We start from the raw sequence: 22,602 nt of genomic DNA on the forward strand, positions 1-22,602 counted from the left end.
CTAACTCCGCGGCAGTGCGATGGTCGCGACGGCCTGGGCCGCTATGCCTTCCTGGCGGCCGGTAAAGCCAAGCCGTTCCGAGGTCGTCGCCTTGATCGCCACCCTGTCGACGCTCACCCCCGCGATCTCCGCAATCCGCGCCCGCATCGCATCCACATGCGGCCCGATCTTGGGATATTCGCAGATGATCGTCGCATCCATATGCACCAACCGCCCGCCGCGTTTCCGCACCAGATTGGCGGCGTGCTCGAGAAAGATCGAGGAATCCGCGCCCTTCCATTCCATTTCGCTCGGCGGGAAGTGCTTGCCGATATCCCCGTCGGCCAGCGCGCCGTAAATGGCATCGGCAAGGGCATGCAGAACGACATCGGCATCTGAATGGCCCTTGAGACGGGCCGTGTGCGGAATGGAGATATTGCCCAGAACGACGGCATCGCCTTCGGCAAAAGCGTGAACGTCGTAGCCCGATCCGACCCGTGTTTCCATAGCTTGTCCTTCAGACATCATGCGTTCCGCCCGCTCGAAATCGCCCGGCAGGGTGATCTTGATATTGCGCGTATTGCCCTGCGCAAGTGCAACGCTCAAGCCGGCCCATTCGGCGATCGCTGCATCATCGGTAAATCCATCGCTCATTTCGATGGCGCGCCTGTGGGCGTTGTAGATTGCATTGAAATGGAACCCTTGCGGGGTCTGCGCTGCAAAAAGCTGGGTGCGGTCCTCGGTGCCGCCCACGGTCTTGCCGTCGACCGATCGCTTGATGGTATCGGTCACCAGCGTCACCGGCAGTGCGCCATCGGCATCGGCCAGCGCCGCAACGACATTGTCGATCAAGACGGCGTCGACGAACGGCCTGGCCCCATCATGGATGAGGACGATGTCGGGCGGATTGCCCGCCAGCGATTGCAGGCCCTTAAGCGCCGAGACCTGCCGAGTGTCGCCGCCAATTACCGCCGCCGACAGCCGTGCGTCAGAAAGCCCCAGTGCCGCAAACATCTCTTCCTGTCCGGTGCCGATTACCGGTATGACGCGATTGATCGTCTTCACGGCAAGCAATGCGTTGAGCGTTCTGGCCAGAAGCGGCATACCCGCTACGGGACGGTATTGCTTGGGCAGATCGCCGGGCCCCGCACGTTCACCGCGCCCCGCCGCGACGACCAGCGCAACGATTGTTTTTTCTTCACTCATGGGACCTTGCCCGCTCTCGGCGACGCGTTGCGCAAACTTGATCCGCAATTAACGCCCCAGGGCGAGCGAAACAAGGTCAGCACCACTGTCTTTAGCAAACTGATCCCACATCAGCCATTGATCGGGATCGAATTTTGACTAATCTGTCACCAAATTTGAGCCCTTGTATAGTTTTAAGGCAATAAATTGGCCAAACCTGCCTCCGAAATAAGCATAGGCGGCATCCGCCTGCCAAATCGCGCATTTCTTGCGCCCATGGCAGGAATCACCGACCGCCCGATGCGCGATCTCGCCGCCCGCTTCGGCGCGGGCCTGGTCGTGTCGGAAATGATCGCCAGCGCCGCGCTCGTCACGGGGCACAAGGAAATGATCCGCAAGCTCGCCCCCAGCCACGGCCTGCCACACATTGTCCAGCTTGCCGGCTGCGAGGCCGATTGGCTGGTGCGCGGCGCAAAGATTGCCGAAGAGGCCGGGGCCGACGTCATCGACATCAATTTCGGCTGCCCGTCAAAGCGCGTCACCAATGGCTTTGCAGGTTCAGCGTTGATGCGCGTGCCCGACATAGCGCTTTCGCTCGTCGAAGCGGTGGTTGCCGCCACCAACCTGCCGGTCACCGTCAAGATGCGGCTTGGCTGGGACGACGACAACCTCAACGCCGCCGACATCGCCCGCCGCGCGGAAGGTGCCGGTGTCAAAATGATTACCGTGCATGGCCGCACGCGCCAGCAGTTCTACAAGGATACGGCGCGCTGGCACCTCGTAAGGCCAGTCACCGAGACCGTCGGTATTCCCGTCGTCGTCAATGGCGATATCATCGGGCAGCACGAGGCCGATATCGCGCTGGCCCAATCGGGCGCCGATGCCGTCATGATCGGTCGGGGGGCACAGGGGCAGCCCTGGATCGTGGGGCAGGTGGCCGCGCATCTCGCCGGGCGCCCCACGCCCGAAGCACCTACCGGAGCGGACCTCGTCGGGCTGGTCGCCGAGCACTACGAGGATATGCTGTCCGAATACGGAACCGAACTCGGCGTTCGCATGGCCCGCAAGCATATCGGCTGGTATCTCGAGGCTGCGGGAAATTTGTCCAATGCCGCCCGACGCCCGATCATGACCGAAGACGACCCGCACGCTGTCCTGCGCCTCATGCCCCAACTTTTCGAACAAACCTGGAGCCAGGCCGCATGAGCGCGCTTATGGAATCCGATCTGCACACATCAATAATCCAGTCGTTGCCTCAGCCGGTTATCGTCTGCGCGCAGGATGGCTCCATCACCTTTGCCAACTACGCCGCCGAGGCATTTTTTCACGCCTCCGCGTCCATCCTGACGCGGCAGAAGCTGTCGGATTTCATAGCGTTCGGCTCACCAATTCTCGGCTTGATCGAAAGCGTCGCCTCCCGCCTCGCCCCGATGATCGAATATCGTGTCCAGGTCGGCACGGCCCGGGTGATCGAGGACAGGGTGGCCGACGTCTATGCCAGCCCCATTCCCGAGATGCCCGGACACGTCACGCTCATCTTCCAGGAGCGGACAATGGCCGACAAGATCGACCGTCAACTCGTATCGCGCGGCGCGGCGCGGTCGGTGACGGGCCTCGCCTCCATGCTGGCCCATGAGATTAAGAACCCGCTTTCGGGTATCCGGGGTGCCTCCCAATTGCTCGAACAATCGGCGACCGGTGACGACCGCGCGCTGGCACGCCTCATTCGCGACGAAACCGACAGGATCGTCGATCTCGTCGACCGCATGGAAGTGTTCGGCGACGAACGGCCCGTCGAGCGCACGCCGATCAACATTCACGTCATTCTCGAACGGGTAAAGCTGCTCGCCTCGAACGGTGTCGCCAAGGGCATCACCTTTTCGGAAGACTACGATCCGAGCCTTCCCCCAGTGCTCGGCGACCGCGATCAGCTCATCCAGATTTTCCTCAATCTGATCAAGAACGCCGCAGAAGCCCTTGAAAGAACGAGTAAACCGGAAATCCGCATCTTGACGGCCTTCCGCCCCGGCATTCGCATCAGCGTTTCAGGAAACAGCAACCGCGTCTCCCTGCCGCTCGAAATCGTTATCGAGGACAATGGACCGGGTGTGCCGTCCGATATCCTGCCGTTCCTGTTCGATCCGTTCGTCACGACCAAGCTTTCGGGCTCAGGACTGGGCCTCGCGCTCGTTGCAAAAATCGTGGGCGATCATGGGGGAGTCATAGACTGCGACAGCAAACCGGGACGCACGCGCTTCCGCATCCTGTTGCCCGTCGCCCGCAATACCGACATCAGCCAAGCCGAAGACCAGGACTGACACCATGGCCGGACAGACAATTTTACTCGCAGACGATGACGCCGCGATCCGCATGGTGCTCAATCAGGCGCTTTCGCGCGCGGGCTACGAGGTCCGGCCAACCGGCAACATCTCCACCATGTGGAACTGGGTGACGCGTGGAGAAGGTGATATTCTGATCACCGACGTCTCCATGCCCGATGGCAATGCCTTCGACGTCATGCCCAAGATCAAGAAATTGCGCCCCGAACTGCCCATCGTCGTCATGAGCGCGCAGAACACCTTCATGACGGCCATCCGGGCGTCCGAGATGGGCGCTTACGAATACCTGCCAAAACCCTTCGACATCACTGAGGTTCTGGCGGTCGTCGGCCGCGCCCTTGCCGAAGCCAAACGCCCGGCGCCCGACCGCCGCCAGGAAGAGCAGGCCGAAAACATGCCGCTGGTTGGCCGCTCGGCCGCCATGCAGGACATCTATCGGGCACTGGCCCGCCTGATGCAGACCGATTTGACGGTGATGATTACCGGCGAAAGCGGCACCGGCAAGGAACTGGTGGCCAAGGCGCTGCACAATTTCGGCAAGCGCAAGAACGGACCCTTCGTTGCCATCAACATGGCCGCCATTCCCCGCGACCTGATCGAGGCCGAACTGTTCGGGCACGAAAAAGGCGCCTTCACCGGCGCCACCTCGCGTTCATCGGGCCGGTTCGAGCAGGCCGAAGGCGGCACGCTGTTTCTTGACGAGATCGGCGACATGCCCATGGATGCCCAGACCCGCCTGCTGCGTGTGCTCCAGGAGGGTGAATACACCATGGTCGGCGGTCGCACGGCCATCAAGACCGATGTGCGTATCGTTGCGGCGACACACCGCGATCTCAGCCAGTTGATCCGGCAGGGGCTGTTCCGCGAGGATCTGTATTATCGCCTCAACGTCGTCCCGATCCGTCTGCCGCCGCTGCGCGAACGCATCGACGATGTGCCGGACCTCGCCGCCAGTTTCCTCAAGGCCGCACAGCGCGAGAACGAAGCACCCAAGGTGCTCTCGTCGGACGCGCTCAAGCTCATGCAGCAATATCACTGGCCCGGAAACGTCCGCGAGCTTGAAAATCTCGTCCGGCGCCTGGCTGCGCTATACGTCGATGAGGTGATCTCGCTCGAAATCGTCCAGAACGAGCTCAATCTGGCAGATCGGGGCAATTTCTCGTCAAAACCCGGGCCCGCCGATATCGTTACCGTGATCGAGAGCGATCTGGCCGAGCTTTTCCGCGAATACGAGCCCAACCTGCCGCCCGCCGGGGTGTATCAGCGCATCATCGACAGGGTCGAAGTCCCGTTGATTTCGACAGTCCTCAATCTGTGTGCCGGAAACCAGATCAAGGCCGCCGAACTGCTCGGGCTCAATCGCAATACCCTGCGAAAGAAAATCCGCAGCCACGGGATCGAAATCGTAAAGCACTCACGGCAATTGGGGTGAGCACCGTCCCGAAGGGCAAATCGCCGAGCCTGTAAAATCGGCTCGGCCCTGCGAGCATAGCTCTTCGGGCGTTTACCCCTTAAAAAGTCCACCGGACCTTTTTAGCCGGCATCACCGGCACGGGGCAAACACTGTCACATTTTGGCAACAATGATCTTGAACCAAGAGCCAAGTTGGGCCAGACTCGGCCTGTGCTTAAACTTTCGGCACAAAACCGTTAGCGGACGACAAAATGCAGCCCATTGCAGCCATCCATAGCGGCCCCGGAGCCATGGCATTGCCCGGCGCGTGGGGCAGAGCAGGCGGTGTGCATGACGGCTAGCGCCGGCGACCGGCAGATATCGCAGTCCCGGGACAAGCCGGCCCCGCTGTTCAACGACAACCGTCTGCTAAGACAAGTCGGCTTCGTCGTGGTCCTGATTTCGGTCGTCGTTGCCACCGGCTCGTTCCTTATCATGAGTGGTGCGACCGATATCGAGCCGGGTCCTGACGTGTGGACATGGATATGGATCGCGAACGCGATCCTGATTACCCTTGTGGTTGCCCTTGTTCTGACCGAACTCGTTATGCTCGTGCAGGCCCGCATCCGCAGGCAGGAGGGCGCGCGCCTGCAGGTGCGCATCGTCGCCATGTTTGCCATCGTGGCGGCCGGCCCGGCCTTTATCGTTGCCGTTGTCGCCACGCTCTCGCTCAATCAGGGTCTCGATCAGTGGTTCTCCGAACGCATGCGCTCCATGGTGGAGAGTTCCCGTCTCGTGGCTCGGTCTTACATGCTCGAACACGCCCAAGTGCTGCGTGACGACACCATATGGGTAGCCAGCGAGCTTGAAACGGCCCGCGACAGTTTCACCAACGATGCTCCACGGTTCCAGCGCATCCTTACGGCACTGGCAACAACCCGTTCGCTGCCTTTCACCAGCCTGGTCAATCAGGCCGGCGAAACGGTCATGCGGGCTCAGATCAATATACCCGGAGCCGTTCCCCGCGTCCCCGATGCGGTGCTCGAAGCGGCAGGCGAGGGGGCTCCCACGCTGATCGCTCCAGGCTCCACAAGCTCGCTCGTGGGCGCCGTCGTCAAACTGCGCGGCTACGACGATCTCTTCCTGTTCGTTGCCCGTCCGGTCGACCCCGAAGTTCTCGAATATGTGCGCCTGACCGACGAGAACATCACCGAGTACCGGCTCTACGATTCCTCTCGGCTGGTGTTCCAGATCACCTTTGCCCTCATGTATGTGGGGGTGGCATTCGTCTTCCTTCTCGCTGCCCTTTGGATCGGCATCGCCCTGGCCAATGGCCTGATCGATCCGATTCGAAACCTGATGATCGCTTCCAATCGCGTCTCACGTGGCGATCTGGACGTTCAATTGCCCGTGCCCGAGCGCGGCGGCGACCTGCACGACCTTGCGGTACGCTTCAACAAGATGACGGCCCAGCTACGCAATCAGCGCGCCGCCCTTGTCGCCGCCAGCCGCACCAACGACCAGCGCCGCCAATTCACTGAGGCCGTGGCCGTGGTGGAAGGCGTTTCCGCCGGCATTATCGGTCTGGACGCCTTCGGCCGCATCACACTCGTCAATTCGCGGGCCTGTGCCGCGCTCGGCCAGACAGAACTGGACCTGATGAACCAGGAACTGGCCCACATCGCGCCCGAACTCGCGCCCACCGTCGAGCGCGCGCAGTCGGCACGCCGGGGCAGGGTGCAGGATCAGGTGCAGCTCTCCACCGGGTTCGACCGTCGTACCTATCAGGTCCGGCTTACCCGCGAGGGCACAATCACCGAATCCAAGGGCTTTGTGGTGACCCTCGATGACATCACCGAACTGGTGGCAGCGCAACGCAACAGCGCCTGGGCCGACGTTGCGCGCCGCATCGCCCACGAAATCAAGAACCCTCTGACCCCGATCCAGCTTTCGGCCGAGCGGCTGCGCCGCCGCTATGCCAACAAGCTCGTCGACGATTTCGATGTGTTCGACAAATGCATTTCGACCATCGTGCGTCAGGTCGGCGATATCGGGCGCATGGTCGACGAGTTCTCGTCCTTCGCCCGCATGCCCTCGGCGGCCATCGTTCGCGCCGACCTCTCAGATACGGTGCGGCAGGCCGTTTTTCTCGAAAGCGTCCGGCAGCCTGAAATCAACATCAAGGCGCAATTGCCCGAGGAGACGGTCTATGCCCAATTTGACACGAGACTGGTCTCTCAGGCACTTACAAATCTTATAAAGAATGCCGTCGAAGCCATTGAAAGTGTGGGACTTGACAGCATAGAGAACCCCGAAGTCGTCGTTTCGGTGTCGACAAGCGGAGACGAAGCGGTCATCGAGGTGAGCGACAACGGCAAGGGCTGGCCCGAAGAAAACCGTCATCAGCTCCTGGAGCCCTATATGACAACTCGGGAAAAGGGCACCGGACTTGGTCTTGCTATTGTCGCAAAGATCATCGAACAGCACGGCGGGCGGGTCGATCTGCGCGATGCCTCTCCCGATAGCAACGGTCGTGTCGGCGCCTGTTTCGCCTTCACGCTACCGTTGCAGGAAAGTGGAAAACAGCCGGTCGAACCGCAGGGCGGCGACCAGAGCAACGAAAAAACGACCCAAGAGGAGACATCGCGCGTATCCGCGATGGCAGTTAAGTAGATGGCTCGTGATATTCTGATTGTCGATGACGAGGAAGACATCCGCGAACTGATCGCCGGAATTCTCGAAGACGAAGGCTATGAACCGCGGCAGGCATCCGATGCCGATAGCGCGTTGAACGAAATCGCGAAGCGCCGGCCAAATCTGGTATTTCTCGACATCTGGATGCAGGGGTCCCGTCTCGAAGGCCTGCAACTGCTCGATGTGCTTCAAACCGATCATCCCGACCTTCCGGTCGTCATGATTTCGGGCCATGGCAACGTCGAAACGGCGGTCTCAGCCATCCGGCGCGGCGCATATGACTATATCGAGAAGCCCTTCAAGATCGACCGCCTTCTGCTCATTACCCAGCGCGCCATCGAGGCAAGCAAGCTCAGGACCGAGGTGGCCGATCTCAAGGAGCGGACCGGCGACGAGACCGAACTGGTCGGCGTCTCCGGCGCCATTTCCCAGGTGCGGTCATTGATCGAAAAGTCCGCCGGCACGCGCTCGCGCGTCTTCATCTCGGGGGGCGCGGGGACCGGCAAGGGGATGTGCGCACGCCTGCTGCACTTCAAGAGCCCTCGCGCCATGGGCCCGTTCATCGAAATCAACGCCTCACTCTATGCCCCTGACGAGATTCCTGTCGTGCTGTTCGGACGCGAAGTGCGCGATAAGAACGGGCTCCGCACCGAAGTGGGCGCTCTGGAGCGCGCCCATGGCGGCACACTCTATCTATCCGAAGTTGCCTCCCTGCCGATCGAAGCACAAACGTCGCTTTTACGAGCCCTGGTTGAAAACAAGTTCACGCGCGTCGATGGCCACGGCCCCGTGCCGGTGGATGTCCGCATCGTCTCCTCCAGCTCGCAGAACGTTGCCGCCCTGATCGAGGAAGGAAAGTTCCGCACAGACCTGTTCCATCGCCTTTCGGTGGTCCCGCTCCAACTCACATCGCTTCGGGAGCGCCGCGAGGACATTCCCTCGCTGGTCAACCTGTTCGTGGCCCAGTTGTCGCGCATGCACAATCTTCCCCGCTTCCTGTTCGGCGACGATGCCATAGCGGTGCTTCAGGGCCAGGACTGGCCAGGCAATGCCCGCCAGTTGCGCAACGCCATCGAGCGCCTGCTCATTCTCGTCCGCGACCAGCAGCCGCTGGACGGCGTGATTACGGCTTCCATGCTGCCATCCGATATTTCCGAAGTTCTGCCCACCATCGGCGATACCGACTCGTCGGCGCATCTGATGAGTCTGCCCCTGCGCGACGCACGCGAGGTTTTCGAACGGCAGTATCTCATCGCGCAGATCGAGCGTTTCGGCGGCAACATCTCCAAAACCGCCGAATTTGTGGGCATGGAACGAAGCGCGTTGCACCGCAAGATCAAGTCGCTCGGGCTTTAGTGAGAGGTGACGGCGTGCTAACACATGCGCCGTCGCTTCCATCTGGGACGCTGAAATGAGAGTTATTATCTGCGGAGCCGGCCAGGTCGGCTACGGGATCGCCGAGCGGCTTTCGGCCGAAGGCAATGAAATCACCGTCATCGATAACAATCCGGCCCTGGTGCAGCGTGTCAGGGACACGCTCGACGCGCGCGGCCTGCACGGTCACGGCTCCCATCCCGACGTCCTGGCCCAGGCCGGGGCACGTGACGCCGACATGCTGATCGCGGTAACCCAGGTCGATGAAGTCAACATGACCGCGTGCCAGGTGGCCCATTCGATCTTTGAGGTGCCAACCCGCATCGCGCGCATCCGCTCGCAAAGCTATCTCGATCCCGAATGGAGCAACATGTTCTCCCGGGATCACCTGCCAATCGACGTCATCATTTCGCCAGAGGTCGAGGTAGGCGAACTCATCTTGCAGCGCATGGCCTATCCCGGCGCCAATGAGATCGTGACGTTCGAGGACGACCAGGTCGTGGTCATTGAGGTCAACGTCACCGAAGACTGCGCAGTGATCGACACCCCGCTGCGTCATCTGACAGACCTGTTTCCCAATCTCCAGGCCACTGTCATGGGTGTCCGCCGCGACGGCGAAATGCGGGTCACCCATTCCCACGAACAGATGATCGCTGGCGATCAGGCCGTCGTCGCCGTGGCGCGAGATCAGGTCCAGCGCGTGCTCGGCCTTTTCGGACGCGACGAAGTTCCACCCAGCCGCGTGGTCATTGCCGGCGCCGGCAATGTCGGTCGTTACGTCGCCCGGCGGATCGAGGAAACCGATCCCACGGTGTCCATCCGCATCATCGAGAGCAACCGCGAGAACGCCCAGCGGACCGCCGAGGCCATGAAGCATTCCATCGTCGTGTTCGGCGATGCACTGGCCGAGGACATCATGCGCGAGGTCGATGTCCGCGATGCCCATATGTTCCTGGGGCTGACAAACGACGACAAGACCAACATTCTCTCCTCAGTCATCGCCAGCGAAATGGGCTGCCACGCCAATATCGCGCTGGTCAACCAGAGCCAGTACCCCCGCGTCGCCCGCCGGCTGGGTGTCGATGCCTTCATCAACCCGCGCGCGATTACCGTCTCGAAGGTCCTGCGCCACGTTCGGCGCGGCCGCATCCGGGGCGTCTATACACTCGGCAATGGCGCAGCCGAAATTTTGGAAGCCGAAGCGCTTGAAACCTCGACGCTGGTGGGAAAGCCGCTGCGCGAATTCAAGCTGCCTCCCGGCATCCGCATCGGCGCCATCGTGCGCGGCAGCCAATCTATCATGCCGACCGGCGACACCATCGTGCGGGCCGGCGATTTCGTGATCGTCTTTGCGCTCGCCGCCAGCCTGCGGCAGGTCGAGCAGATGTTCAGGGTCAGCATCGACTTCTTCTAGGTGTCCTGAGAGGGGATGGGTTTGCCCACCATCGGAATTTTATCGGCCGGTGTGTTCGGGGTTTTCGCCCTCTCATTGGTGTTGCCGCTGTTCGTCGCTCTCGTCGAAGGCAACTGGCGCGCGCTCGAGGCGATTTTTCTGGTTGGTATCGGCTACGGTTTCCTTTCCGCCGTCACCATCCTGTCCCTGAGCCGGCGCGCCAGAACGCTAAACAGGGCGGGGGTATTCACCGCCGCGATTGTCGTCTGGCTCTCGCTGATTGCCGCTGCCGTGCCCCTGTTTGTGCTCATCGAGGGCCAGCCGCTCATCCCGGCAATTTTCGAAGCCACATCCGCTGCCGTCACGCTCGGATCGACATTGCGTCCCCCCGCCGACATGTCCCCCTCGATGATATTCTACCGCGCCACCGTCGCCTGGGTGGGAGGGCTGACCACCCTGACGCTGGCCGTCTATGTCCTGGGCCCATATCGCGTTGGTGGCATCCCCAACGCCAACCTGCGGCAGGTCCAGCACGCCCGAACGGAAAACGACCCGCGCATCCTCGTCACCCTGCAATCGATCGCCGTACCCTATCTGACGCTTACGATAGCTTGCGCCATGCTGCTGATCATCGTCCGGGTTCCGGCCGACGATGCCATCGTGGTGGCCATGAGCATGCTCTCGACCAACGGATTCGTTCCTCCGGGATCGACGACCTCGGTTCTGGACAACCGGCTGGCCGAATTCATCATGATGATTTTCATGCTCGTCGGAGCGACCAGCATAATCTGGCACCGCCTGCTCGTTGGCCGCTCAGGAGAGGGATCGCGTGAACATGATGAGGGGATGCTCTATCTGACAGCCATCGCCCTGCTGGTCGGCGTTGCAGTTCTCGCCTCGATCCTTGCCCCACCCGAGGGACTGCAAGGATTTGAAAGCGCCTTCAACTACGTCTTCGACATGATCTCGATCGCCACAACGACCGGCGTGACCCACGACCAGCAATTGGGCATCGCCATTCCGTTCGAGGCGATTCTCATCATCGTTTTTATCGGTGGCTGCTCTTATTCGACGTCAGGCGGCATCAAGGCCTTTCGGCTCCTGACCATGCTCAAGCACGTTGGCAACGAACTCGACAGGCTCGTTTATCCCAGCGCCATCCTGCGCGACGACGTGCAATACGATACTCAGCAGCGCATAATCGCCAAGTCGGTCTGGAGCACGTTCTTCCTTGGCGTGCTGGCCGTTACCATCGCATTGCTGATCTTTGCCGCCCAGGGCCATTCCCTGCCATCGGCCATGGCGCTAGCGGCCGGGGCCTTCTCTCAGGTCGGCAACCTTGTCGACTCGGCGGTTCCCGGCCTGTCGCAGGGAGTCGCTTCCGATTCGACCCTGCTCACCATGTCCGCTCTCGCGGCCGTCGCCCGCATGGAAATCCTCGTCGTACTCGCGGCAATCACGGGAAATCGTTGGTAAATCCGCTCTAGGCTCCTCCCGACAGATATGCAATAGTTGCGTCGTTGACATGCAATGCGTCAAACGGGCAGGGCGGCACCAAGCTGGTTGTCAAACAAGAAGTCGGTCGGGGCGTCTGACCGGTGCCTCGTGCCCAACGCAAACAAGAGGCCGAACAATGCCCAGTGAAAAGGTACAGAACCTTCAGGATGCCTTTCTCAATCACGTCCGCAAGAACAAGGTTCCGGTGACGATCTTTCTCGTCAACGGCGTCAAGCTTCAGGGCGTCATTACCTGGTTCGACAATTTCTGTCTGCTGCTGCGTCGCGATGCCCAGAGCCAACTGGTCTATAAGCACGCAATTTCGACGATCATGCCGGGCGCACCCATTCAGCTGTTCGACCCCGAGAGCAATACCGATTGATCGATAGAGAAGACGACGACGATGGCAAGGGCTTCGTGGACCTTCGCGAAGTCCCCACACGCACTGGTCTCGTCACACCCGACGTCAGACACAACCGCTATTCGCGCCCAGCGGAAGCGCGGCATGCCGAATTTATCGGCCTTGCCGCGGCCATTGCGCTCGACCTTGTGTTCACGGAAATCTTTCGAATCCGCGAGATCAAGCCCGCAACCTATCTTGGCGGTGGGCAGGTGCAGCAGCTCGCCGAGTGGGCCAAGGAAAAGGACATCGAGCTCCTTGTTGTCGATGCGCCGCTCTCGCCCATCCAGCAGCGCAATCTCGAGCGTGAAATCGGGGTAAAGGTTCTCGACCGTACAGCGCTGATTCTCGAAATCTTCGGCGAGCGCGCGGCAACGCGCGAAGGCGTTTTGCAGGTCGAACTCGCCCACCTCAATTACCAGAAGGGCCGCTTGGTCCGCTCATGGACCCACCTCGAGCGCCAGCGCGGCGGCGGCGGCTTTCTCGGCGGCCCGGGCGAAACACAGATCGAATCCGACCGTCGCCAGATTCAGGATCGAATCCTCGTTCTCGAACGTCGCCTCGATAAGGTACGCCGCACACGCCAGCTACAACGCGGCCCTCGCGATTCTGTGCCTTTCCCCGTGGTCGCGCTGGTTGGTTACACCAACGCGGGAAAATCGAGCCTGTTTAATGCCATTACGGGCTCAGGCGTCATGGCCGAAAACCTGTTGTTCGCGACGTTGGACACCACGGTGCGCCGCGCCACGCTGCCCCATGGCCGCGACATCATCCTGTCCGATACCGTCGGCTTCATTTCCGACCTGCCCACCGATCTGGTCGCCGCCTTTCGCGGTACGCTCGAGGAAGTGACCCAGGCCCAGGTCATCCTGCACGTCCGCGACGTGTCCAACCCCGATCACCCGGCGCAGGCCAACGACGTGCTCTCGGTTCTGGCCTCGCTCGGCGTCACAGGCGAAGCCACGCCCATTATCGAGGTCTGGAACAAGATCGACAATCTCCCAGCAGACGCCGTCGACGGTTTGACCAGCATTGCGCCGGCCGGAAAAGTGGCTGCGGCCATTCCGGTCTCTGCGGTGACAGGGCAGGGGCTACCCGATCTTCTCCTGGCTGTCGAAAAGACGCTTGCCCAGGATTCGCGCCTGTTCAGCGTCCTGATCCCGCACGAATCGAGTTCTGAAACCGGCTGGCTTTACGCCAACGCCGAAGTCGTCGAACGCGGCGAGCCCGACGATGAAGGTACGCGCTACACGGTTCGGGTTCTGCCCCGGCATCGTGCCGAGTTTTCGGAAAAATTCGCCGGCAGGATTACAGGCCTCGACGGCTCAAGCTGATTTGTCGGCCTTGCGGATCTCGTTCCAATAGAAATCGAGCCGTTCGAGCCCGGCCTCGGAAATTTCCACCTTATCTTCCCGGCACCGTGCTTCCACATGCTCGAAGCGGCGGACGAATTTGGCGTTGGCGTCTCGCAGCGCCGCCTCAGGATCGATCCCGGCATGGCGGGCAAGATTGGCAACCGCAAACAGCAGATCGCCGATTTCCTCGGTTTTGGCCGCCTCGTCGGCCCCGGCAAGCGCCTCCTGGGCCTCTCCAAGCTCTTCTTCGATCTTGGCGACGACCGATTTCGTATCCGGCCAGTCGAATCCCACCCGTGCCGCGCGCTTGGCGAGCTTGCCCGCCCGCGTCAACGCCGGTAACCCGGCGGGAACGTCATCGAGCAGGGAAGGGGGCTTTTCTCCGCCGCGCCGTTCGGCCTTTCTTGCGCGCTCGCCCGCCTTGATCGCCTCCCAGCGCTTCTCGCTCGACGCTGCATTGCCCGCCTCGTCTTGCCCGAAGACGTGCGGATGGCGGCGGATCAGCTTCTCGGTGACCGCGTAAATCACGTCGCCGATCTCGAACAGCCCTTCTTCCTTGGCCATCTGCGCGTGATAGATCGGCTGCAGCAAAAGGTCGCCCAACTCGTCGCGCAGATCCTCGTAATCCTCGCGCTCGATCGCATCCGCCACCTCATAGGCTTCCTCGATCGTATAGTGCCGGATCGATCTGAAATCCTGTTCGACATCCCAGGGGCATCCCGTCTCCTTGTCGCGCAGGCGCGCCATGATCTCGATGAGGCGGGAAATATCGCGGGAGGGCTGCATGGGGGAACCTTGGAAGAGAGTCGTAAGGCAAATTCTATCGGGCGAACCAGCCTGCCGCTACCCGATCATCCTGCCTTAATCAACGGAATGGCGAGGTCTTTTCGGAAAATGTAGAGCAGCGCCCGCAGCGCCTCGCCCTCAGGCCCCTTGAGCCCTGGATTGCGGTCCAACGCGGCTCGCGCATCGTCATGAGCCATTTCGAGCAGGTGCCGGTGAACGTCGGGCACCGCTATGCGATAACCCGGCATGCCCGACTGCCGCGTCCCCAGCAAATCGCCCTGGCCGCGCAGTTCGAGATCCTTTTCAGCGATCTCGAAACCGTCATCTGTCTTGCGGATTGCCTCCAGCCGCTGCTTTGCGGTTTCACTCAACGGCTCCGAATAGAGCAAAAGACAGGCCGAGCGCGCCGAACCGCGCCCCACGCGGCCGCGCAACTGATGCAATTGCGCCAGCCCGAACCGCTCGGCATGCTCGATGATGATGATCGTTGCGTTCGGAACATCGACCCCCACCTCGATCACCGTGGTCGCAACGAGAATCTGCGCCTCGCCGGACGCAAACCGCGTCATCGCCTCCTGCTTGGCCGCCGCGCTCATGCGTCCGTGGACCAGTTCAACCCGGTCGCCAAAGCTTTTCTTGAGTTCTGCAAACCGATCCTCGGCCGCCACCACGTCGAGCACTTCGCTTTCCTCGACCAGGGGGCACACCCAATAAGCCTGCGCGCCCTCGGCAAGGCGCGAGGCCAGCCGACCTACCACACGCTCATATTCGGAAATCGGTAGCGTTGCCGTATCGATCGGCTGCCGCCCAGCCGGTTTTTCGCGCAGCACCGAGACGTCCATGTCGCCGAAATGGGTCAGCACCAGCGTGCGCGGAATGGGCGTCGCCGTCATCACCAGCAGGTCGGTCTTATGACCCTTTTCCGACAGCGCCAATCGCTGATGCACCCCGAACCGGTGCTGTTCATCGACCACCGTCAGCCCGAGATTTTCAAACTCCACCCCGCTCTGGAACAGGGCATGGGTACCCACGGCAATGGTGATCGAGCCATCGGCCAACCCGGCCAACGCCGCCCGCTTTTCCGCGGCGGGCATTTTCCCGGTCATCAGCACGGTCTTGAGCCCGGCTTGTTCGGCCAGCGGCTGAAGTGTCCGAAAATGCTGGCTGGCCAGAAGTTCGGTCGGCGCCATCAGCGCCGATTGCCCGCCATCCTCGGCCACCATCGCCATGGCCATCAGCGCCACCACGGTCTTGCCCGACCCCACATCGCCCTGCAAAAGCCGTGACATACGGGTCGGCCGTTCCAGATCCTCTCGGATATCGGAAATCGCCAGCCGCTGCCCGTCCGTCAGCGCAAAGGGCAGGGCGGCTTCCACCTTTTCAGTGATTTTTTCCGTCACCTGCCGCGCGATGCCCGACGATTTGACCATCGTCTCCCGGATCAGCGACAGCGCCAATTGCCCGGCCAGATATTCGTCATAGGCCAGCCGCATGCGTGACGGCGAAACGATATCCCCCTCGCTCGGCCGCTGCGGCGCATGAATATGGTGCAGCGCCTCGGCAAACCCCGGCCAGTTCATGATCGTGCGCCGGTCCTTGCCTGTCCATTCGGGAATGATCGGCACAAGTTCGAGCGCCGAAGCGATCACCTTGCGCAGCGCGCGCGATGATAGCCCCTGGGTTAGCGGATAAACCGGCTCGACCATCGGCAGGCTCGCGAGCTTGTCGGGCTCGACGATATAGTCGGGATGCGTCATCTGCTTTTCGCGACCGAAAAAACCGATTTCCCCGGAGACGTAACGGATTTCGCCGATCGGCAATTGCTTTTCCACCCAGCCGCCCCTGGCCCCGAAAAAGCTCAGCGTGATCTCGCCGGTTTCGTCATGGGCCTTGATTCGCAACGGAGCCCGGCTATTGCGCGGCGGCACGATATGCTCGTCGATGTGCAGTTTCAGTGTCGCGATCGATCCGACCGGCGCATAGGCAACCCCGTTCTGCGCCCGCCGGTCGATAACACCCGACGGCATATGCATGAGCACATCGAGCACCACCGCGTCCTGTCCATCGGGCGCGCCGAAGAATTTGGCGAACAGCGCGCCCAGTTGCGGCCCGACGCCTTTCATCGATTTGAGCGATTTGAACAGCGGGTTCAGCAGATCGGGACGAGGCACGACTCAAAACTGGGCTAGTATGAACGGAAACGGAACAATATATGCTTGTGGGCGGCGGCAAAAGGCTGACAGCGCCACCAAATGTCTCTAATAACTGCCGTCCCAAGCCCTAAGCACCTGTCTGGACCATGACCGACCCCCAAAGCATCGAAATGCGCCGCAAGCGCGCGCTCTATCGCGCCCAGCACCGGGGCACCCAGGAAATGGATATCCTGATCGGCGGATTCGTCGCCGATCACCTCGATACGCTCGACGCCGAAATGCTCGACCGGCTCGAAGCTCTGATGGACCATGAGGAAACCGATCTCCAGGCCTGGCTCATGGGGCAGAGCGCAATTCCCGATAACACCGATCGCGATCTGATCGACACGATCCGCAACCACAAGATTTCACAGAACTAGTTTCATGGACGATTTGCTGCGCGACAGACCCTCTAGGATTCTGGCCAATCTCCCCGACGGCATGCAGCCGGCGGTGTTGGCGCGCGAAATCGAGCAACGCCTCAAGGATGCGCCGCAAGCACCTGTTTCTCTTGTCTTTGTAGCGCGCGATGGTCGTCGCTTGCAGCGCATGGCCGATATTCTGCAAACCATGCTGCCCGGCCATCCCGTGCTGACCTTCCCTGCCTGGGACTGCCTGCCCTATGACCGCGTTTCGCCCAACGCGGTAACCATCGCCGCCCGCATGTCGGCACTGGCGCAACTGGTCGATCCCGCGATCAAAGGCGCCATCGTTCTCACCGCCGTAAACGCACTCATCCAGCGCGTCGTGCCACGCGATGTGGTCGCTGCCATGACCTTTTCGGCCGCGGCGGGACGCATGGTCGACAGTGAAAAGCTCATCTTCTGGGCCACCAACAACGGCTATCTGCGTGTGCCCACCGTGCGCGAAGCCGGTGAATACGCGGTGCGCGGTGGCCTCGTCGATCTCTACCCGGCGGGCCATGACGCACCGTTGCGCTTTGATTTCTTCGGCCAACAGCTTGAAACCATTCGCGCTTTCGATCCCGAAAGCCAGCGGACGACCGGCAATGTCAAATCGGTGACCCTCGTCCCCATGAGCGAGGCCATGCTGACCGAACACACCATCCGCCGCTTCCGCCGCAACTACACGACGGCCTTCGGCGGCAACACCGCCGACGATCCGTTGTATGGGGCCATCAGTGCCGGCCAGCGCTTTGCGGGCATGGAGCACTGGTTGCCGTTCTTTTACGAAGAAATGGAAACGCTGCCCGCTTACATCGGCGACGCCCCCGTCTATTTCGACGATCAGTCGCGCGAAGCCTATGCCGAACGCCGCGATCAGATCCTCGACTATTACAACGCCCGCAAGGAAGCCCGCGAGCAGGGCAGCACCGCCGGCGCGCCCTATAAGCCGCTCAAACCCGAACTGCTCTACAATGTGGAGCAGGGGCCATACGAGTTGGCGCGCGGTCACGAGATTTCCGAACTCACCCCGTTCCTTCCCGCTGACGAGAACCTGCCGGTCATCGACTGCGCCGGAAATCTGGCACCCAGCTTTGCCGCAGAACGCCAGGCGGCAGACACCAACCTGTTTGAAGCAGTCATTTCGCGCATCAAGTCCGAGGCGCGGGCAGGGCGCAAGACCGTCATCACCTGCTGGACCGAAGGCACCCGCGACCGCATGGGCCAGGTGCTCAAGGATCACGGGCTCAAGGCGGTCAAGAAGCTCGAAAACTGGAAACAGGTCGACCTGCTCAAAGTCGGCCAGCTCGGGCTTGTCATTCTCCCGCTCGAAACCGGCTATCTGACCAACGATATCGCCGTCCTGTCCGAACAGGACATTCTGGGCGAGCGCATCATCCGCCAGACCCGGCGCAAGAAAGCGTCCGACGCGCTGACCGAAGCAAGCGCGCTTTCGGCGGGCGATCTTGTCGTCCATGTCGATCACGGTATCGGCCGCTTCATCGGGCTGAAAGCCATCGAGGTGCAAGGGGCCCCCCATGACTGCGTGGAGATCGAATACGCTAAAGGCGACAAGCTTTACCTGCCGGTCGAAAATATCGAACTGCTCTCGCGCTATGGTGCCGAAGGTGCCGAACTCGACAAGCTGGGCGGCGTTGCCTGGCAGGCCAAGAAGTCCAAGCTCAAAAAGCGCATCCGCGACATGGCCGAGCAGCTCATCAAGATTGCTGCCGCCCGCCAGACGGCCCATGCCGACCCCATAGAAGTCCAGACCGGCGCCTATGACGAGTTCTGCGCCCGTTTCCCCTACGAGGAAACCGAAGATCAGCTCGCCACCATCGATGCCGTATTCGACGATCTCACCTCGGGCCGAATCATGGACCGGCTGGTCTGCGGCGATGTGGGCTTCGGCAAGACCGAAGTCGCGCTCCGCGCTGCCTTTGTCATGGCCATGAGCGGGCGACAGGTGGCCATCGTTGTCCCCACGACTCTGCTCTCTCGCCAGCACTTCAAGACGTTCTCTGACCGTTTCGCCGGTCTGCCCGTGCGCGTGCGTCAGGCTTCGCGGCTTGTGCCCGCAGCCGAGCTCAAGGCAACGAAAGATGGCCTCAAGGATGGTAGCGTCGATATTGTCGTCGGCACCCATGCCTTGTTGTCGAAAACGATCGAATTCCGCGACATCGGCCTGATGATCGTGGACGAGGAGCAGCATTTCGGCGTGGCGCACAAGGAACGCCTCAAGGAAATGCGTGCCAACGTCCACGTTCTGACGCTTTCGGCGACGCCCATCCCGCGTACCCTGCAATTGGCACTGACAGGCGTGCGCGATCTCTCGCTGCTCGCCACCCCGCCCGTGGATCGCCTCGCCATCCGCACCTTCGTCTCGCCCTTCGATGCGCTCGTCGTCCGCGAAGCCCTGCTGCGGGAAAAATACCGCGGCGGACAAGCATTTTATGTCTGCCCGCGCATTTCCGACCAGGCCGACATCGCGCAATTCCTGCGCGATCACGTTCCTGAAGTGAGCTTCGTGGTCGCCAACGGCCAGATGGCGCCCCAGCAGCTCGACGACACCATGAACGCCTTTTACGACGGCAAGTTCGACGTGCTCGTCGCCACCACCATCGTGGAATCCGGTCTCGACGTGCCGACCGCCAACACCCTGATCGTCCACCGCGCCGACAAGTTCGGCCTTGCCCAGCTCTATCAGATCCGTGGGCGCATCGGCCGTTCCAAGACCCGCGCCTACGCCATCTTCACGGTTCCCGCCGACCGCAAGCTCAACGACCAGGCCCAGCGCCGCCTGCAGGTGCTTCAGTCCCTCGAATCACTGGGCGCCGGCTTCCAGCTTGCCAGCCACGATCTCGATATTCGCGGCGCCGGCAATCTGTTGGGCGAGGAACAGTCGGGCCATATCCGCGAAGTTGGGTTCGAGCTTTATCAGTCTATGCTCGAAGAAGCTGTTGCGTCGTTGCGGGCAGGGCAGTCGGCCGAGGAAGAGGAAGCGGGACAGTGGTCTCCACAGATTTCGCTGGGCATGCCGGTGATGATCCCGGAGGCCTACGTGCCCGACCTTCAGGTCCGTATGCAGCTCTATCGCCGTCTGGGCGACCTGACCGATCCCAACGAAATCGATGCCGTCGGCGCCGAAATGATCGACAGGTTCGGCTCGCTGCCCGAGGAGGTCGAAGCCCTGCTCAAGGTGGTGCTCATCAAATCGCTGTGTCGCACCGCCAATGTCGAAAAGGTCGATGCCGGCCCCAAGGGGGCTGTTATTACGTTACGAAACGGTGTCTTCCCCAATCCTGCCCGATTGGTGCGTCATATCGCTGATCCTGCACAGGCGGCCCGGCTGCGCCCCGATCAAAAGATCATGTTCGCGCGCAATTGGCCCACCGCCGAGCAGCGGCTCAAGGGCAGCGCGACGATCCTCTCCCGTCTCGCCGGTCTTGCTGGGTCTCAGTGACGCCTTTGGGCAACACGAGCACTTCAAGCGCATTGGCACGGTCCGAACGTCATGCTATTGCCCGATTTCGCCGCTCTTGAACGTATCGAACCTTATGATTCCGGTGGGGTCCACCTGCCCAGAGCAATAGGAATGTCCATGAAACTCAAAAACGCGATACTTACCGGCGCCGTCGCCACGGGACTGGCCTTTTCCATGGCCGGCACCGTATTTGCGCAGGCCGGAGACGCGGGAATGATCGATCAGGCCGAACCGGCAGCGGAATCGGCTGAAAACAACTGGCTCAAGGTCTGCAGCGATCTCGACGACGGTGGTCAGGCGTGCATCATGCGCCAGGTAGTCACCAACACCGGCGTTTTCACCGGATCGTTCCTGCTGCGCGACGACCCGAGCCAGGAAAGCCGCCTTCTGGCGGTGGCCTCCGTGCCGATCGGCGTGTTGTTGCCCTTCGGGCTGACCTGGCAGATCGACAGTGGCAAGCCCGTTCGCGTTCCTTACATGCTATGCGATCCGCAGGCCTGCTCGGCCCAGCTCGTCATCAACGAATCCTATATCCAGAGCCTCAAGCGCGGCAGCAATCTCAAGCTGATCGCCAAGAACCGCCAGAATGAGGATATCTCCATCGATATCACTTTGGCCGGCTTCACAGCGGTCTATGACAATCCCGAAGGCATTTCGGTTGATGAGCTCAATCAGGCAAATTCGACTGAAAACGTCCTCGAACAGGTTCTTCAGGACCGCGCCAACCAGCTTCGCGAGGAAATGGAAGACGGCGAGGCACCCGCCGAAGGCACTCCGGCCGAACCTGCGCCCGCCGAAGAGGCACCAGCCCAGTAATCTGGACTTGATTTGAAATAGAAGGGCGGACTGTGCAGTCCGCCTTTTTTATTGCCCCATCCCCAAGGAAGCGGCGTGCTTGCGCAGAAGTGGGAAGGTCTTGAGCCCCCAGAGCCCCACGCTCCGCAACGCCTGCGCCGGCAGGTGCGGCGAGAGCAGCGATGTAAATAGCCCATCCACGAACATTCCGGTCCGCGCCAGATCACCCCGTCGCGCAGCACCGTAGCTGCGCGCAACGGCATCCGCCCAGCCATACGATCCAGGATTGGCTGCCCGCAGGCAGGCATTCAGGCTGGCGACATCCCGCAGCCCGAGATTGAGGCCCTGCGCTCCGATGGGCGGGAACGCATGTGCCGATTCTCCCACCAGAACGGCTGCATCGCGTCCGGCCACATCGACCGAAAGGCTGGAGAGAGGAAACACGAAACTCGGACTCACCACCGAGACCGCGCCGAAAAGATGGCGGGATTTTTCACTCAGCCGGGCAAGAAATTGCTCCTTCTCGCGCCGCGCGTCGTCGAGCGTCTCCGGCTTGTCGATCCACACCAGATTGGCCCGAGTGCCGCCGGCTGGAACCAGTGTGAATGGTCCATTGGGATAATGAAACTCAACCGACTCCCCATCGAGCTCACGCCCAAGCTCCAGATCGCACACCAACGCCGCCTGGTCGAACTTGCGTTCACGCACCGCAATCCCTGCCGCTTTGCGCACGCTCGATCCCTTGCCATCGGCGCCAACCAGCAGTTCGGCGGTCAGCCTGCTGCCGTCGTCGAGTTCGAGGCGCCATAGGTCATCGGCCCGACTGGCCGATTTGAGCGTGGCCGCACGGAGCGCAAGGTTTGCGCCACCGGCCGCCGCCCGAGAAAAGCTTTCGCCCAGCCGTGCATTGGCAAAATTCCACCCGAACGCCTGATGCCCGAATTCGGCTGCGCTGAACACCGTCTCGGGAGCCCGCAAAAACCGGTCGGTCGCATCGATGATGCGGATACGGGTCAGGGGAACCCCCAGCGTTTCGGGATCGTCGATCAGCCCGGCTTCGATCATGTAATCGACCGACGGGCCCATTAGTGCCGAGGTTCGGCGGTCCATTGGTGCTTCGGGCGCCACATGAAGGGTTGAAAACCCGGCCCTGGCGGCGGCAACCGCCGTCGCCTTGCCAACGAGTCCGCCACCAATGACGGCGATCTGTGTGTGATTGGTCATTTTCACCTCAATGCCTAGCCAAGATGTAGGCCGCCATCGCCACCCCCGCAAGCAGCACAGAGCGGTCTGCCGCTTTATTGCCGTTGTTGCCCGCAAATGTGCGCGCTTC

At 61.5% G+C, this 22,602-nt stretch carries 16 protein-coding genes; 12 read left to right on the top strand and 4 right to left on the bottom strand.

Features of this window, described 5'->3' with window-relative positions; genetic code table 11:
• A complete protein-coding gene (locus tag KKY_RS06720; protein WP_041528632.1) occupies positions 1 to 1,185 on the bottom strand; it encodes a bifunctional 2-C-methyl-D-erythritol 4-phosphate cytidylyltransferase/2-C-methyl-D-erythritol 2,4-cyclodiphosphate synthase in 1,185 nt (394 codons plus the stop codon).
• Between the two features lie 255 nt (positions 1,186 to 1,440).
• Between KKY_RS06720 and dusB the strand changes: the two genes are divergently transcribed.
• The 9 genes from dusB (at position 1,441) to hflX (ending at position 13,587) form a co-directional block, all read left to right on the top strand.
• The gene (gene dusB, locus KKY_RS06725; RefSeq protein ID WP_050811788.1) at positions 1,441 to 2,370 is read left to right on the top strand and encodes a tRNA dihydrouridine synthase DusB; all 930 of its coding nucleotides are present in this window, start codon (positions 1,441 to 1,443) and stop codon (positions 2,368 to 2,370) included.
• Positions 2,367 to 3,482, top strand: a complete 1,116-nt coding sequence (locus tag KKY_RS06730) for a two-component system sensor histidine kinase NtrB (RefSeq protein WP_014130565.1) — start codon at positions 2,367 to 2,369, stop codon at positions 3,480 to 3,482. The genes dusB and KKY_RS06730 overlap by 4 nt, the downstream gene beginning before the upstream one ends.
• A gap of 4 nt (positions 3,483 to 3,486) precedes the next feature.
• Positions 3,487 to 4,935, top strand: coding sequence for a nitrogen regulation protein NR(I) (gene ntrC / locus KKY_RS06735; RefSeq protein ID WP_014130566.1), 1,449 nt, complete (start codon positions 3,487 to 3,489; stop codon positions 4,933 to 4,935).
• Between the two features lie 311 nt (positions 4,936 to 5,246).
• On the top strand, positions 5,247 to 7,568 hold the full coding sequence (locus KKY_RS06740; RefSeq protein WP_014130567.1) for a sensor histidine kinase NtrY-like: 2,322 nt from the start codon (positions 5,247 to 5,249) through the stop codon (positions 7,566 to 7,568).
• Positions 7,569 to 8,945, top strand: a complete 1,377-nt coding sequence (ntrX, locus tag KKY_RS06745) for a nitrogen assimilation response regulator NtrX (protein WP_014130568.1) — start codon at positions 7,569 to 7,571, stop codon at positions 8,943 to 8,945.
• A gap of 55 nt (positions 8,946 to 9,000) precedes the next feature.
• Positions 9,001 to 10,377 (top strand): Trk system potassium transporter TrkA, encoded by a 1,377-nt coding sequence (gene trkA, locus KKY_RS06750; RefSeq protein ID WP_014130569.1) that lies wholly within the window; start codon positions 9,001 to 9,003, stop codon positions 10,375 to 10,377.
• A 21-nt stretch (positions 10,378 to 10,398) separates the two neighbouring features.
• Complete coding sequence (locus tag KKY_RS06755; RefSeq protein WP_158308057.1) at positions 10,399 to 11,832, top strand: potassium transporter TrkG; 1,434 nt, start codon at positions 10,399 to 10,401, stop codon at positions 11,830 to 11,832.
• A gap of 157 nt (positions 11,833 to 11,989) precedes the next feature.
• Positions 11,990 to 12,235: an RNA chaperone Hfq gene (gene hfq / locus KKY_RS06760; protein ID WP_014130571.1), complete on the top strand. Its 246-nt coding sequence runs from the start codon at positions 11,990 to 11,992 to the stop codon at positions 12,233 to 12,235.
• Positions 12,232 to 13,587: a GTPase HflX gene (hflX, locus tag KKY_RS06765; RefSeq protein WP_014130572.1), complete on the top strand. Its 1,356-nt coding sequence runs from the start codon at positions 12,232 to 12,234 to the stop codon at positions 13,585 to 13,587. Before hfq ends, hflX begins: the two co-directional genes overlap by 4 nt.
• Here the strand turns inward: hflX and mazG are convergent.
• Positions 13,579 to 14,394 carry a nucleoside triphosphate pyrophosphohydrolase gene (gene mazG / locus KKY_RS06770; protein WP_014130573.1) on the bottom strand — a complete coding sequence of 272 codons (816 nt, stop codon included), beginning with the start codon at positions 14,392 to 14,394 and terminating at the stop codon, positions 13,579 to 13,581. The two genes, hflX and mazG, sit on opposite strands and share 9 nt — an antisense overlap.
• A 65-nt stretch (positions 14,395 to 14,459) precedes the next feature.
• Complete coding sequence (gene recG, locus KKY_RS06775) at positions 14,460 to 16,565, bottom strand: ATP-dependent DNA helicase RecG (RefSeq protein ID WP_014130574.1); 2,106 nt, start codon at positions 16,563 to 16,565, stop codon at positions 14,460 to 14,462.
• Positions 16,566 to 16,693: 128 nt separating this feature from the next.
• Between recG and KKY_RS06780 the strand changes: the two genes are divergently transcribed.
• From KKY_RS06780 to KKY_RS06790, 3 genes are all read left to right on the top strand, one after another.
• Positions 16,694 to 16,966 (top strand): FAD assembly factor SdhE, encoded by a 273-nt coding sequence (locus KKY_RS06780; RefSeq protein ID WP_014130575.1) that lies wholly within the window; start codon positions 16,694 to 16,696, stop codon positions 16,964 to 16,966.
• A 4-nt stretch (positions 16,967 to 16,970) separates the two neighbouring features.
• A complete protein-coding gene (gene mfd, locus KKY_RS06785) occupies positions 16,971 to 20,453 on the top strand; it encodes a transcription-repair coupling factor (RefSeq protein ID WP_014130576.1) in 3,483 nt (1,160 codons plus the stop codon).
• 138 nt (positions 20,454 to 20,591) lie between these two features.
• On the top strand, positions 20,592 to 21,290 hold the full coding sequence (locus KKY_RS06790; protein WP_014130577.1) for an invasion associated locus B family protein: 699 nt from the start codon (positions 20,592 to 20,594) through the stop codon (positions 21,288 to 21,290).
• A 48-nt stretch (positions 21,291 to 21,338) separates the two neighbouring features.
• Here KKY_RS06790 and KKY_RS06795 read toward each other — a convergent pair whose 3' ends face one another.
• The gene (locus tag KKY_RS06795) at positions 21,339 to 22,493 is read right to left on the bottom strand and encodes an FAD-dependent monooxygenase (protein ID WP_014130578.1); all 1,155 of its coding nucleotides are present in this window, start codon (positions 22,491 to 22,493) and stop codon (positions 21,339 to 21,341) included.
• Positions 22,494 to 22,602: the final 109 nt, after the last annotated feature.

Source organism: Pelagibacterium halotolerans B2 (genome assembly GCF_000230555.1).
Taxonomy (GTDB): Bacteria; Pseudomonadota; Alphaproteobacteria; order Rhizobiales; family Devosiaceae; genus Pelagibacterium; species Pelagibacterium halotolerans.

Excerpts from the sequence above, each read along its gene's own strand:
- KKY_RS06720 (WP_041528632.1), bottom strand. The coding sequence starts at position 1,185 with ATGAGTGAAGAAAAAACAATCGTTGCGCTGGTCGTCGCGGCGGGGCGC.
- dusB (WP_050811788.1), top strand. The coding sequence starts at position 1,441 with ATGGCAGGAATCACCGACCGCCCGATGCGCGATCTCGCCGCCCGCTTC.
- KKY_RS06730 (WP_014130565.1), top strand. The coding sequence starts at position 2,367 with ATGAGCGCGCTTATGGAATCCGATCTGCACACATCAATAATCCAGTCG.
- ntrC (WP_014130566.1), top strand. The coding sequence starts at position 3,487 with ATGGCCGGACAGACAATTTTACTCGCAGACGATGACGCCGCGATCCGC.
- KKY_RS06740 (WP_014130567.1), top strand. The coding sequence starts at position 5,247 with ATGACGGCTAGCGCCGGCGACCGGCAGATATCGCAGTCCCGGGACAAG.
- ntrX (WP_014130568.1), top strand. The coding sequence starts at position 7,569 with ATGGCTCGTGATATTCTGATTGTCGATGACGAGGAAGACATCCGCGAA.
- trkA (WP_014130569.1), top strand. The coding sequence starts at position 9,001 with ATGAGAGTTATTATCTGCGGAGCCGGCCAGGTCGGCTACGGGATCGCC.
- hfq (WP_014130571.1), top strand. The coding sequence starts at position 11,990 with ATGCCCAGTGAAAAGGTACAGAACCTTCAGGATGCCTTTCTCAATCAC.
- mazG (WP_014130573.1), bottom strand. The coding sequence starts at position 14,394 with ATGCAGCCCTCCCGCGATATTTCCCGCCTCATCGAGATCATGGCGCGC.
- KKY_RS06780 (WP_014130575.1), top strand. The coding sequence starts at position 16,694 with ATGACCGACCCCCAAAGCATCGAAATGCGCCGCAAGCGCGCGCTCTAT.
- mfd (WP_014130576.1), top strand. The coding sequence starts at position 16,971 with ATGGACGATTTGCTGCGCGACAGACCCTCTAGGATTCTGGCCAATCTC.
- KKY_RS06790 (WP_014130577.1), top strand. The coding sequence starts at position 20,592 with ATGAAACTCAAAAACGCGATACTTACCGGCGCCGTCGCCACGGGACTG.
- KKY_RS06795 (WP_014130578.1), bottom strand. The coding sequence starts at position 22,493 with ATGACCAATCACACACAGATCGCCGTCATTGGTGGCGGACTCGTTGGC.